12 protein-coding genes are annotated in these 12,506 nt (G+C 32.2%); all 12 read right to left on the bottom strand.

Translation table 11 applies throughout. From position 1 onward, the window contains the following. Positions 1-28: 28 nt before the first annotated feature. The gene (locus tag OW730_RS06765) at positions 29-1,210 is read right to left on the bottom strand and encodes a Ger(x)C family spore germination protein (protein WP_271228303.1); all 1,182 of its coding nucleotides are present in this window, start codon (positions 1,208-1,210) and stop codon (positions 29-31) included. Beyond that, complete coding sequence (locus OW730_RS06760; protein WP_271228302.1) at positions 1,191-2,297, bottom strand: GerAB/ArcD/ProY family transporter; 1,107 nt, start codon at positions 2,295-2,297, stop codon at positions 1,191-1,193. Before OW730_RS06760 ends, OW730_RS06765 begins: the two co-directional genes overlap by 20 nt. Positions 2,298-2,306: 9 nt before the next feature. Then, on the bottom strand, positions 2,307-3,773 hold the full coding sequence (locus tag OW730_RS06755) for a spore germination protein (protein ID WP_271228301.1): 1,467 nt from the start codon (positions 3,771-3,773) through the stop codon (positions 2,307-2,309). A gap of 37 nt (positions 3,774-3,810) precedes the next feature. Beyond that, positions 3,811-4,005: a CLC_0170 family protein gene (locus OW730_RS06750; protein ID WP_271228300.1), complete on the bottom strand. Its 195-nt coding sequence runs from the start codon at positions 4,003-4,005 to the stop codon at positions 3,811-3,813. A gap of 227 nt (positions 4,006-4,232) precedes the next feature. Beyond that, complete coding sequence (locus OW730_RS06745; RefSeq protein ID WP_271228299.1) at positions 4,233-4,796, bottom strand: GNAT family N-acetyltransferase; 564 nt, start codon at positions 4,794-4,796, stop codon at positions 4,233-4,235. Between the two features lie 218 nt (positions 4,797-5,014). After that, a complete protein-coding gene (locus OW730_RS06740) occupies positions 5,015-5,755 on the bottom strand; it encodes an alpha/beta fold hydrolase (protein WP_271228298.1) in 741 nt (246 codons plus the stop codon). Between the two features lie 562 nt (positions 5,756-6,317). Next, positions 6,318-7,166: a 4-(cytidine 5'-diphospho)-2-C-methyl-D-erythritol kinase gene (gene ispE, locus OW730_RS06735; RefSeq protein ID WP_271228297.1), complete on the bottom strand. Its 849-nt coding sequence runs from the start codon at positions 7,164-7,166 to the stop codon at positions 6,318-6,320. Between the two features lie 8 nt (positions 7,167-7,174). Next, entirely contained in the window at positions 7,175-8,461 is a 1,287-nt protein-coding gene (hemL, locus tag OW730_RS06730) for a glutamate-1-semialdehyde 2,1-aminomutase (RefSeq protein WP_271228296.1), read from the bottom strand. A 1-nt stretch (position 8,462) separates the two neighbouring features. Beyond that, the gene (gene hemB / locus OW730_RS06725) at positions 8,463-9,383 is read right to left on the bottom strand and encodes a porphobilinogen synthase (RefSeq protein WP_442945435.1); all 921 of its coding nucleotides are present in this window, start codon (positions 9,381-9,383) and stop codon (positions 8,463-8,465) included. A 58-nt stretch (positions 9,384-9,441) separates the two neighbouring features. After that, on the bottom strand, positions 9,442-10,944 hold the full coding sequence (gene cobA / locus OW730_RS06720; protein WP_271228294.1) for a uroporphyrinogen-III C-methyltransferase: 1,503 nt from the start codon (positions 10,942-10,944) through the stop codon (positions 9,442-9,444). Next, the gene (gene hemC, locus OW730_RS06715) at positions 10,934-11,848 is read right to left on the bottom strand and encodes a hydroxymethylbilane synthase (RefSeq protein WP_271228293.1); all 915 of its coding nucleotides are present in this window, start codon (positions 11,846-11,848) and stop codon (positions 10,934-10,936) included. Before hemC ends, cobA begins: the two co-directional genes overlap by 11 nt. Continuing rightward, entirely contained in the window at positions 11,845-12,456 is a 612-nt protein-coding gene (locus OW730_RS06710; RefSeq protein WP_271228292.1) for a precorrin-2 dehydrogenase/sirohydrochlorin ferrochelatase family protein, read from the bottom strand. Before OW730_RS06710 ends, hemC begins: the two co-directional genes overlap by 4 nt. Positions 12,457-12,506: the final 50 nt, after the last annotated feature.

The raw sequence follows: 12,506 nt of genomic DNA, 5'->3' as shown, positions 1-12,506 counted from the left end.
AATGAAATTACTTTTTATGGTTAAATCATTAATCAGTAACACCAATTCTTCTAATTTTTGTTTCTACAATAATTTCAATATTACTATTCTTATACACATCTTCCCAATTATCTTTTACTTCTTTCCATAAACCAGGTTTGAACTTTGTTAAATACTCTTGTATTCCAAAAGGTTCAATACCAAAATTTCTCTGAATCATATTTGTAACTTTTGTACACTCTTCACTCAAGCTTTTCTGTATATCAGCTTCAATATCTTCAAGATTCAAGTCAGATACCTTTTCTTCAGAATAATAGCCATTAACCTGTCCTTCTAAGAATACCTTTATTTGTACATCTAATTTATTTTTACTCTTACTTAAAATTTTTATTTTTCTACCTTCACCTTCAAAGCTAAAATCAAAAGGTCTTCCATTTACATAAATTAATCTGCTTCCACCTTCATTAAATCCTCTGATAATTGCAAGATCAGCCGTTTCCAAAGAACTTAAATTTCCAACTAGTTCATAATCATCTATGATTGCTACACCCTTAAGAATAATCTCATTTGTCTCTTTATCCAACATAATTCTAGGTATAAGAACATTTCCATTTTCAGTTAAAAGTCTTAACATCTCATTTACAGTCATTGGCATTACTGACGCTGCTCTTTCTGTATGTCTCATCAATCCACTAATATAGAATTCAATATTTTTCTCCATATCTGGTTTATGAGATATATAGTCTGCAGTTTTTCCACTTGTTACAACAACATGCATCATCCTATTAAGAAAAGGTTCTCTCTGCAAATAATCCATTACTTCTTTAACCACTTCTGGATATTTCAACAGTTCATTACTTAATAAAAGAAGTTTTGTTTGCCCAAGAGTTAACTTCCGACTGCTTTTTAATGTAGCTAATAATTTAGCATCTTGCATTGATGTTCCCTCTGCAGATAAACTTTTTGATTCAGCAGTTCCTCCTTTTTCTGGCCCAAGTTGACTCATATCAGGATATCCATAAGTTACTTTTAATTTCTTTATCTCTCTAGCTACAAACGGTTGATCACTCTTAATTTCTTTTGCTCTTTTAATCTGTTCAATGTCCTTTCCAACATCTATTCCTATGGTTGATATAAAACACTTACTATCTATTTCTACATTATCCCAGCACCCTGTAAGAAGACAACATACTATACATACCAAGATGAACTTACTTATTGTTCTCTTCATTCTTATCTCTCCTTTTTATAATAGCTATAATAAACAAAATTACTGGAAGTATTATAAGAAATGTTAATGCAAATACAGGAAACAATTGCGTTTCTAATTCTCTTACTTCTGAAATATTGCTAGGTAATAATGCTACAATAAATATCAATGGTGTTAAAATAATAGTTGTAAGTTTAACATCATATAACTTAAATGTATTCTTCAATAGATCTGCAGCAAAATAAAATAAATTAACAAATGTAGTAAAGTAGAACATAATGAAGAAAGTCATTACTACCCCTTCCCAGTGCTCAATTATACTTCCTGGCAATTGAATTGATCTAATCAATGAAATTGACGGCCAAAGAAGTATTTTAGTTTGACTACTGGAAAACATGGCAAGTGTAAATACTAGCGTAAAACAATACACAAATATAATTAATAAAAAACTCCATTTTAAAACACTTTTACTTTCTTTCTTATTTTTTACATAGGGGATAATTAAGAACAAAATTTCAAATCCCCCAAATGCAAATAATGCAGTTCTTATTGCTTTCACATAATCCACATCACTAGTTTGCATCAAAGGAAGAATATTGGTAAAATCCACCTCACCAACAGACACTGCCATGGATACTAGCAAAGGTATAATCATTACCCAAAATGCAATTCCATTGAACCCAATTAACACTCTTAAATCTCCTCTTATAAGACTTACAGCAGTCAATATAAAAGTCACTAGAATTAATTCTAATGGTGTTTTTTGAATTAGATACATTTTAATCATCTCAGCAAAAGCTCTCAATTCTGATGAAATAATTAAAATAATATACGATATAAATATCACAATTATAATTTTTGATATCACATTTCCAAATGAATCTTTAAGTATAATATCATATCTATTGTAATTATTTATAGATATGATTGTATACATCATATATGCAATTCCACATGCTATCGCTCCACCTATTATTGTGAATAACCATCCATTTGTACCTGAATACTGAGTCATGTATTTAGGATACGCAAATACAGTAACTCCTAGTACTGTTACAATTACTGTTACAAAAACCCCATATTTATCTATAAAACCTCTATTATTCATAGAATTCACCTATTTCTTCTGCCTTATTTTATCATTGGGATGTAGGAATGCCGGTCTCTTAATAAAAGATCTTAATGGATATTTCATTATCATATCTTTCAACTCACTTCTAGCAGGATATACAAAAGGAGCAAGATATGGTGTTCCAAAACTTGTAAGCTTCAAAAGATGAATTAGTACAATTATCATTCCTATGGCAATTCCATAAAGTCCTAAAACACTAGCAAGTATAATCAAAACAATTCTTATACCTCTAAAAGCCAATACCACTCCATGATTTGGAGTTAAAAATGTAGTTATAGCCGTAAGTCCAACAATTATTATCATAATAGGACTAACAATTCCTGCACTTACTGCTGCCTGCCCTACAACTAATCCTCCAACAACTCCAATAGTTGATCCTATTGCTTTTGGTAGTTTTAACATGGCTTCTATAAGCAATGCCATACTTATTTCCATTATTAACGCTTCTACAAACGCAGGAAAAGGAACCCCCTCTCTTGAAGCTGCAATTGAATAAGCTAGTTTAGTTGGTAATATATTTGTATGAAAAGCTGTTGTTGCAATATACAAGGCTGGAGCAACTAAAGCTGCAATCATTGCAAAAACTCTTAATAATCTTATTAATGAAGAATGCATCCATCGCTGATTATAGTCATCAGGACTTTGAAATAAAGCTGGCAAAGTTCCTGGTACAATTAACGCAAATGGTGAATTATCAACAAGTATCGCCACTCGCCCCTCATAGATAGCCGAAGCAACAACATCTGGTCTTTCAGTACTCTGTACCTGCGGAAAAGGTGATAACTTATTATCCTCTATCATCTGCTCAATATATCCACTATCTTGAATTGCATCAATTTCTATTTCATCTAATCTTTTTTCAACTTCTGTTACTAACTCCTTATCTGCAATATCTTCAATATAAAGTATAGCTATATCTGTTTTGGATCTTGTTCCAATCATTTTAGGCTTTGCTCTATATCTGGTATCTCTGATTCTTCTCCTTACAAGTGCAGTATTAAATCTTATAGTCTCTGTGAAACCTTCTCTTGCACCTCTTATTACTGTTTCACCTGAAGGTTCACTTACGCCTCTCGCTGGCCATGCTCTAGTTGCAAGAACATAGATTTTATCCATACCATCTATTAACAATAAACATTCTCCAGCAAGCGATGCATTTATTCCATCTTTAAGTTTATCTACTGGCCTAAGATCTGTCAGTGATAAAACCTTAGATATAAGCTCTCCTTGATGTTCTAGTTTATTTCTATATGCTAACATAAGTGGTTCCATTACATAATCATTTAGTACTACTTTATCACTCATACCATCAATGTAAATTAACGCAACTTTCCACTTATCAGCGTAAAACTCTCTATATACAAAATCATAGTTATCTACAAGAGTATCCTTAATGTACTTCAAATTCTCATCAAGCTCAAAGCTTATATCATCTCTTAATTCTTCTTTCAAATTATTCACCCCCATTTTTAATTTTGTGCGTTTTTAATTAACTTAGAATTAATCGTAAAATACTTAGTGTTACAACTATAACAATGGCACTTATACCAATAACCCTTGATTTTTTAGCAACCTCCTTCATCTTGTACTCCTTGAAGGTAGCATAGTCTATAGTTATCATAATAAGACCCTGAATAACGACTAATATAACTAAGTATTTGTCAAATAAACTTAAAATCCTCATATTACCACCTAATATCCTCTTGTAATGTTTTCTCATACTATTATCTGTTTAAATAAAAAAAATATGCAAAAGATACTAGCTTATTAGTAGTACCCCATACATATTCTTGTAAGAAAAGCACGCAGATGCGTGCGCCTTAAAATTTATAAACCTTTAAAAGAAGTGGACAGTGGAAAGTTGACAGTTGACAACGTAGGATGGTTCTGACTGACGTCAGAACCTACATTTTACTTTGTTTTTGCCATTAGAATCCCATCTTTATATTCATCATCGTGTAATTCCATATCTTTAATTGTTTTTAATTGCTTAAAACCAACTTTTTCATAACAGCGAATTGCTCTTTTATTCCATGTTTGAGGAGCAATAAAAATAATATCTGCATTCTTCTTATTAAATAAAAACTCAGTCAGAAGTTGTATTGTTTGTGTACCAACACCTTTATTCCAATAATTTTTATCGCCTATAACAATATCCATACCATATGAAATCTTGTAATTGTTCCTGTCTATAACATCACTTTCATAATATTCCCCTGGCTCGGTTGCATAAAACTGAACAAATCCTATAGCTACATCTTCACATTCAATAATACCAACAATTACAGGGTCAATACCTTGTGCCCTTTCTTCAAACTTTTCTAAGACCATATCATAATTAAAAGGCTTAGTCCTTCCCTCGTAATACTCACACACATCCAAGTCGGATAGCCATTTTACAAATAAAGAATAATCGTCTGAACAATCCTTAAGTTGACGAACTCTTATTATATTATCCTCAAAAATGATTGCCATTTTTATTCCCCCATTCTTCTTCATTTTTAAATACATAAATTATTTATTCCTGAAAATAAGCACCCCAAGAGTCATAGGAGCTGATTGGAAATCATAGCCTAGCTATTACGTGTATTCAATGTAACAACGAATTATGTTGAATGTAGTATTAAGGCTCAATACTCTTTTGTTGCGAGTCAAGTAATAACTTTATTTAATACATTAAATAAGAATTATGCTTATTCGTTGCATTTAAAAAAACAAAGAATATTTTTCTGCAATTCCTCTTTCTTTTTAATTGGATGTTCATGTCCAACTCCATCTAAGTATTTAACAGAACTATACGGATTCAGTGCATTGAGTTTTGATACTGTTTCTTTTATTTCCTTTATTTCTTTTGTTCCACATAGATAAAGAATAGGAACATTAATATTTTTATATTCGGGGCATTTTTCAAAAGTCAGCCTGTCAGTATAATAGTTTATCCATGTTTTTTTACTAATCTTACACCAGTAATCCATAAAAAATTGCGCTCTTTTTTTATCTGATATTGAAAGAATTTTTACAAATATTTTTGCTACAAATTTTGTTTTAACTATCCTATGCATAAGAGAAACATATTTTGCTTTTCTATAAGCAATCTTATCTGTTTTATCAATCATAGGACTACTTATAATTGCCCTATTGAATAGTTCTGGATAATGAGATACTAATGCAACTGCCAAATTTGCACCTCCAGAATGACCAACGATATAAACAGATTCTTTATTTAACTTTTTAATTATAGTTGCAATATCTTTTTCATTTTTATAAAATTCATAATCAGTTTCTACTTCTTTTCCACTACCATAGAGATGTGGAACAATAATATGATATCTATTTGACAAATTATATTGATTCAAGTATATTTCAACAATGGCTGCACAGTGTAAAAATACGATTGTAGGTTTACTTATATCTCCGTATTCTTCGTAATACACGATAGCATCCCCTCCTTCTAAATATTATACAAATAATCTAAACTTAACAATATTTCACTATATTGCAACTATGAATATGCATTCTTTAATTCATAAAACAAACATATCATGCAACAATTTGACTTATCTAAGTATATCAATTAATTGAAATAATATCCATAAATTAATTAAACTCTGCCTGTTATGTTTTAAAGCTCCTAATCTTAGTATCTCAATAGACTGAATGTGATTGCACAATAAGATGTTTGCTCTTAATTGAATCCTTGTGGGAATCTGATGCTATTTTAACTATTATGATTGGCACAATAACTTTATTACCTAATTCAGCCTAAGACTAAAATAAAAAGCACCATTTCGTAAATATTTACGAAATGGTGCTTTACCATATTCAATTCCCAGTAAATCCTTTATATTATTCTATATATACTATTTAAACTACAATGTTTCATTTCAAATGAAACGAGTAAACTCCTATTGTCCAAGGACCAATAATCAATTAAAATTTATCGTAGAGAAATGTCCATCATTCTCAATTCTACATTATACATTATACATTATGTTTTTATTTATTGACCGTTCTTGTAATAAACACTTCTTTATAGTCCTTTTTAAATTCCTCATAGCATCTTTGCGCTTTTAATATATCTTCAAAAAAACCAAATACTGTTGGACCACTTCCACTCATCATTGAGTTGATAGCCCCCATATCTACCATCTTTTTCTTGATGCTCTTGATAGATTTATGCTTCATAATAGTTACATTTTCTAGAACATTTTTCATATGATAACAAACAGATTTTAAATCATCTTTTTCAACAGCCTCTAATAATCTATCTGTTCTTACATGTTTATTTATCTTAGTTATATCAAGTTCTTTAAATATCGTCTTTGTAGAAACACCAAAATTAGGTTTCACTAATACCAGAATCTTATTATTAAAGGGTTTTAATGGAGTAATTATTTCTCCGATTCCTTCACAGAAAGCTGTTCCGCCAACAAAACAATAAGGAATATCTGCACCTAGTGATTCTCCCAACTTCATAAGTTCCTCATCAGAAGCCTTTACCTTAAATATATCTCTCATCCCTTTAAAAACTGCTGCTGCATCTGTACTTCCACCAGCTAACCCAGCTGCAACGGGAATGTTTTTCTCAATATGTATCCTTACTCCTTCATTTATATTGTAAGTTTTCATAAACAAATCCGCAGCTTTGTATGCAAGATTCTTTTCATCAGTTGGTATGAAATATTTATTACATGTTATAGTTATGCCCTCATCAGCTCTGTTAATATCAATTTCATCATAAAGTTCTATCTGTTGCATTATCATCTCTAATAGATGATAGCCATCTTCCCTTTTATCGACAGCATCAAGAGATATATTAATTTTCCCATAAGCTTTTATTAACATCTTCTATTCTACAGCTCCCTTAAAACATCATATTGGATTTTTATCGTCTCGTCTATATGTTCTATTGTATGCTCACTTGATAGGAACATTCCTTCAAATTGTGCTGGTGGCAAGAGTACTCCTCTCTCCAACATTCCTTTAAAATATTTAGAGTACATATCTGTATCACATCTCTTAACATCATCATAACTATGGAATTCTCCCTCTGCAAAGAACACACATACCATACCTTTGAATCTAACAACCTCAGCTTTAATAGATAATTCTTGAATATTCTTTCTAAAGCCCTCTTCTAATCTTTTTGCTTTTTCTTCAATATCTGTATATATATCTGGATTATCTCTTAATATTCTTAAGTTATTGTATCCCATATGCATAGCTAATGGATTTCCAGATAATGTTCCAGCTTGATAAACTGGTCCTACTGGTGAAACCATATCCATGATTTCCTTCTTTCCACCATAGGCTCCTACTGGGAGTCCTCCACCGATAATTTTACCGAAGCAAGTCATATGAGCCTCAACTCCATAAACCTCTTGTGCTCCACCATACGCTAATCTGAATCCAGTAATAACCTCATCAAATATAAGTACCGCTCCATATTCATCACAGATATCTCTGAGTCCTTGTAAAAACTCTTTTCTTCCTGGAACAACTCCCATATTTCCACCTACTGGCTCAACAATAATAGCAGCTATATCTTCTCCTTGTTCCTCAAATATTTTCTTCACAGCCTCTAAGTCATTATATCTGCTTACCAAAGTATCTTTAACAGTATCTGCTGGTACCCCTGGACTGGTAGGTACTCCAAATGTTAACGTTCCAGAACCTGATTTAACTAGCAAAGAGTCTGAATGACCATGATAACATCCTTCAAACTTTAGTATTTTATTTCTTCCAGTATATCCTCTAGCTACTCTAAGTGCGCTCATTGTAGCCTCTGTACCTGAGTTAACCATTCTAACCATATCTATAGATGGATACGCTTCTACAATTAATTTAGCCATATTTACTTCGATTTCAGTAGGAACACCATAACTAGTCCCTCTTCTCAAAACTTCATCTATTCCTTCTAATACCTTTTCATTACTATGTCCAAGAATCAATGGTCCCCATGAGCATATATAATCTATGTATTGATTTCCATCAACATCATATATCTTTGCCCCTTCACCTCTTTCGATAAAAATTGGTTCTAAACCAACTGATCTAAAAGCTCTAACTGGGCTATTAACTCCACCTGGTATGTACTTCTTAGCTTCATTAAAAATCTCACTTGATTTATTATGCTTCATCCTAGATCCACTCCTTCTTCTTAGCAATATCCTTTGCAAAGTATGTTATTATTATATCCGCCCCTGCTCTTTTTATAGATAAAAGGGTCTCATATATTACTTTTTCATTCATTAGTCCATTTTCAACAGCCATCTTAAGCATTGAATATTCCCCACTAACATTATATGCAGCTATAGGAACATTGAAATTATCCTTAACTCTTCTTATAACATCAAGATAAGATAGGGCGGGTTTAACCATTATAATATCAGCCCCCTCTTCAATATCAATCTCTGCTTCCCTAATTCCCTCATTACTATTAGCTGGATCCATCTGGTAAGCTCTTCTATCCCCAAATGCAGGCGCTGACTCTGCAGCATCTCTAAATGGTCCATAAAATGAAGATGCATATTTCACACTGTATGACATGATAGGAATATTTTTATATCCCCATTCATCAAGAGCTTCTCTAATCCCTTTTACTCTACCATCCATCATATCAGAAGGTGCAACCATATCAGCTCCTGCTTTAACATGGCTAACAGCTATTCTCTTAAGATACTCTACAGTTGTATCATTTTCAACATCTCCAGTAGGTGTTAATATTCCACAATGCCCATGAGATGTATACTCACACATACACACATCTGTTATTACGTACATATCATTGTTGATCTCTTTTATCTTTCTAACAGCTTTTTGTACAATTCCGTTCATATCATAAGCATCACTACCTACTTCATCTTTCTCACCTGGTATACCAAATAGTATTACTGACTTAATTCCAAGTTTCACAAGTTCATTTATCTCATCTTCTAACATATCTACTGAGAAATGATAGTTCCCTGGCATTGACTTTATCTCATTTTTTATCCCTTTTCCTTCTATTATAAACAATGGATACACTAAGTCATCTAGAGTTAATTTTGTTTCTCTAACCATACTTCTTATTGTTTCATTTCTTCTTAATCTTCTTGTCCTTTTTATTGTTCCCAAAATTCTATTCCTCCTCGTTGATGATTGTTTCCAATACTCCTTCAATTGAAGATTCATCTGCTTCTCTATATATTTTTACTCCTAGTTCCTTTGCTGTTTTTGACGTTATAGGTCCAATTGAAATACATTTGACATTCTCTAATAATTCTATATTTTCCTTACCTATAATTTCAATAAAATTCTTAACAGTTGATGAACTTGTAAAAGTAATATAATCAACTTTATTTTCCATTAACTTGCTCAACAATTCATCTTTATTAGGAGAATCTTTTACAGTCGTATATGTAATTACCTCTTCAACTTCACATACTTTTGAAAGTTCCTCAACAAGTAATCTTCTAGCCCCTTCAGCTCTAGGAATAAGCACATTACAATTATTATCAACTACCTTTTCTAATTCCTCTAACAGTGCTTCTCCAATAGCTCTAGCAGGAACTATATCCGCTCTCAATCCAAATGATAGTAGTCTTTCTTCTGTACCTTTTCCAATAACAGCAATCTTACAATTTCCTAAAGCTCTGCTGTCTAACCCTTTATTAAATAACTCCTCAAAGAATATATCTACCCCATTTGCACTTGTAAATACTATGTAATCATATTTCTTTATGTTTTCTAAACTTCTTTCAAGTTTTTCATTATTCTCTATCTTTTTAATCTTTATTGACGGCATCTCTAGTGCTCTGCCCCCAAGCTCTTCAATACTTTTCACAAGAGAACTACTTTGAGCTCTACTTCTTGTTATCACAATATTCTTTCCAAAAAGAGGCTTCTCCTCAAAGAAGTTCAATTTATCTCTAAGAGTAGCAACATTCCCAACAACAATTACGCTAGGTGAACCAATCCCCTCTTGTTCAACAATCTCCACTATATTGTGAAGTTCCCCTTGAACCACTCTCTGTTCAGGTCTTGTAGCCCAGTTTACAATTGCTACAGCTGTGTTCTTATCTTTACCATTCTCAATTAATTTTTCTGTGATTTTCTTTAAATTTGACATTCCCATCAAAAATACAAGTGTTCCATTCACCTCACTTAATGCTTTCCAATTTAACTCTTGATTATCATCTTTTAAATGTCCTGTAATTACATGAAAAGATGAGGCATAATTTCTGTGTGTTATAGGAATCCCTGCATATGCCAATCCTCCTATAGAAGAACTAATTCCTGGAACCACTTCAAATTTTATATCGCGGTCAAAAAGATATTCTCCTTCTTCTCCACCTCTACCAAAAACATAAGGGTCTCCACCTTTAAGTCTTGTTACAACCTTACCTTCCTTAGCTTTTTGGTATATAATTTCATTTATCTCATCCTGAGTTTTAGTATGATTACTTGACTTCTTCCCAACATAAATATATTCACAGCCCTCTTTTGTTTCATTTAAGAACTCGCCACTGGCAAGTCTATCATAAACAAGCACATCAGCTTTTCTTATACATTCCAATCCTTTTAATGTTATTAACCCAAAATCACCTGGTCCTGCTCCAACAAGAAAAACCTTACCCTTCATTCCTCTTCATCTCCTCTAAAAGTTTATCTGCTAATGCTTTTCCTAATCTTTCAGCGTCTACTCTATTTCCTCTCACTTCAGCCTTTAAAATATTCTGCCCTTCTCCATCTCCATAAATTCCTGTCATAACTATTTCTTCACCAAGTATACTACAATATGCTCCTATAGGAATATGACAACTTCCATTTACCCCCTTAAGGAAAGCTCTTTCTGCTTTTGCCTCTACCTCTGTTTTTTCATCTCTTATCTTCTCTATCATTCCATGAAGTTCAGTGTCTCCATCTCTTATTTCAAGTGCTAATATTCCTTGTGCTGGTGCTGGTACAATAAGATTTTCTGAAAGGTATTCTATTCTATCTTCCATCTTCTTATGTATCCCTAACCTCTTTATTCCTGCAGCTGCAAGTATAACTCCACTAAGATTTTCACTTTCAATCTTTGATATTCTTGTTTCAACATTTCCTCTTATCGGTACAATCTCTAAATCAGGTCTTGCCTTAAGAAGCTGATACTTTCTTCTCTTACTGCCTGTCCCAATTCTAGCTCCTTGAGGTAACTCCTCAAAAGACTTAATCCCCTCTTTTAAAACAATTACATCTCTATGATCTTCTCTCTCTGTAACATGTGAAAACCTCAATCCTTCTGGTAATACAGATGGCATGTCCTTCATGCTGTGAACAGCCAAATCTACATCGCCATTTAAAAGAGCTTCTTCAATCTCTTTAACAAATAATCCTTTATCTCCTATCTTATCAAGAGCCTTATCAAGAATCTTATCACCCTTTGTCTTTATAACTTTAATCTCAAAATCAACATGTGGGTTTTTCTCTTTTATTTTATTAAGAACCCATTTTGTTTGAGTTAATGCAAGCTTACTCCCTCTTGACCCAACAATAATTTTCATAATTTCTCTCCTCTATAATTATTAATGAACTCTCTCAATTCATTTATATTCATATTCACTGCTTCATTCAATAATTTCTTCTTAACCTTATCATCACTCTCACATTTAAGAACTACACGTCTTAGTTCTCCTAAGAGTTCTAGAAACACCTTATAATCATCGTTATATATCTCACTAACCTCTTTTTTTATCTTCTTGCTAAGTGCAGGACTCTTTCCATTTGTTGATATTGCAATAGAAAGATTTCCTCTTTTAACCACTGCCGGTACTGAAAATGCAGATTCTTCTCCATTACTACAGTTTGTATATAATAATCCTATTTCTTCACACTTATCAGCAATTTCCTCATTAAATTTGGAATTATCCGTTGCTATAACTACAATATATTTTTCATTCAAATCATTAATCTCAAACTCTCGTTGGATTAATTCCACTCTTAAATCACTCTTATCATACAGTTCATATATTTCCTGGGCTATGTTTATCCCAACAACAGCAATATCACAATCATATTGAAGAAAAAATTTCACCTTTCTATGGGCAACCTTCCCTCCACCTATTATAAGTATCTTTTTGTTTTTCAAGTTAATATTCAATGGTACAAACATTAAAACACCTCTTATGTAGATAAACTACTTCAACTATTGATTTATCCAAG

It is taken from the genome of Oceanirhabdus sp. W0125-5, assembly GCF_027938815.1.
Taxonomy (GTDB): domain Bacteria; phylum Bacillota; class Clostridia; order Clostridiales; family Clostridiaceae; genus Oceanirhabdus.
Note: the sequence above shows the minus strand (reverse complement) of the source record. Positions and strands in the feature narration are given on the sequence as shown.

Excerpts from the sequence above, each read along its gene's own strand:
- hemB (WP_442945435.1), bottom strand. The coding sequence starts at position 9,383 with ATGGTTAGAGAAACAAAATTAACTCTAGATGACTTAGTGTATCCATTG.
- OW730_RS06765 (WP_271228303.1), bottom strand. The coding sequence starts at position 1,210 with ATGAAGAGAACAATAAGTAAGTTCATCTTGGTATGTATAGTATGTTGT.
- hemC (WP_271228293.1), bottom strand. The coding sequence starts at position 11,848 with ATGAAAATTATTGTTGGGTCAAGAGGGAGTAAGCTTGCATTAACTCAA.
- OW730_RS06750 (WP_271228300.1), bottom strand. The coding sequence starts at position 4,005 with ATGAGGATTTTAAGTTTATTTGACAAATACTTAGTTATATTAGTCGTT.
- OW730_RS06760 (WP_271228302.1), bottom strand. The coding sequence starts at position 2,297 with ATGAATAATAGAGGTTTTATAGATAAATATGGGGTTTTTGTAACAGTA.
- OW730_RS06710 (WP_271228292.1), bottom strand. The coding sequence starts at position 12,456 with ATGTTTGTACCATTGAATATTAACTTGAAAAACAAAAAGATACTTATA.
- cobA (WP_271228294.1), bottom strand. The coding sequence starts at position 10,944 with ATGAAGGGTAAGGTTTTTCTTGTTGGAGCAGGACCAGGTGATTTTGGG.
- hemL (WP_271228296.1), bottom strand. The coding sequence starts at position 8,461 with ATGAAGCATAATAAATCAAGTGAGATTTTTAATGAAGCTAAGAAGTAC.
- OW730_RS06745 (WP_271228299.1), bottom strand. The coding sequence starts at position 4,796 with ATGGCAATCATTTTTGAGGATAATATAATAAGAGTTCGTCAACTTAAG.
- ispE (WP_271228297.1), bottom strand. The coding sequence starts at position 7,166 with ATGTTAATAAAAGCTTATGGGAAAATTAATATATCTCTTGATGCTGTC.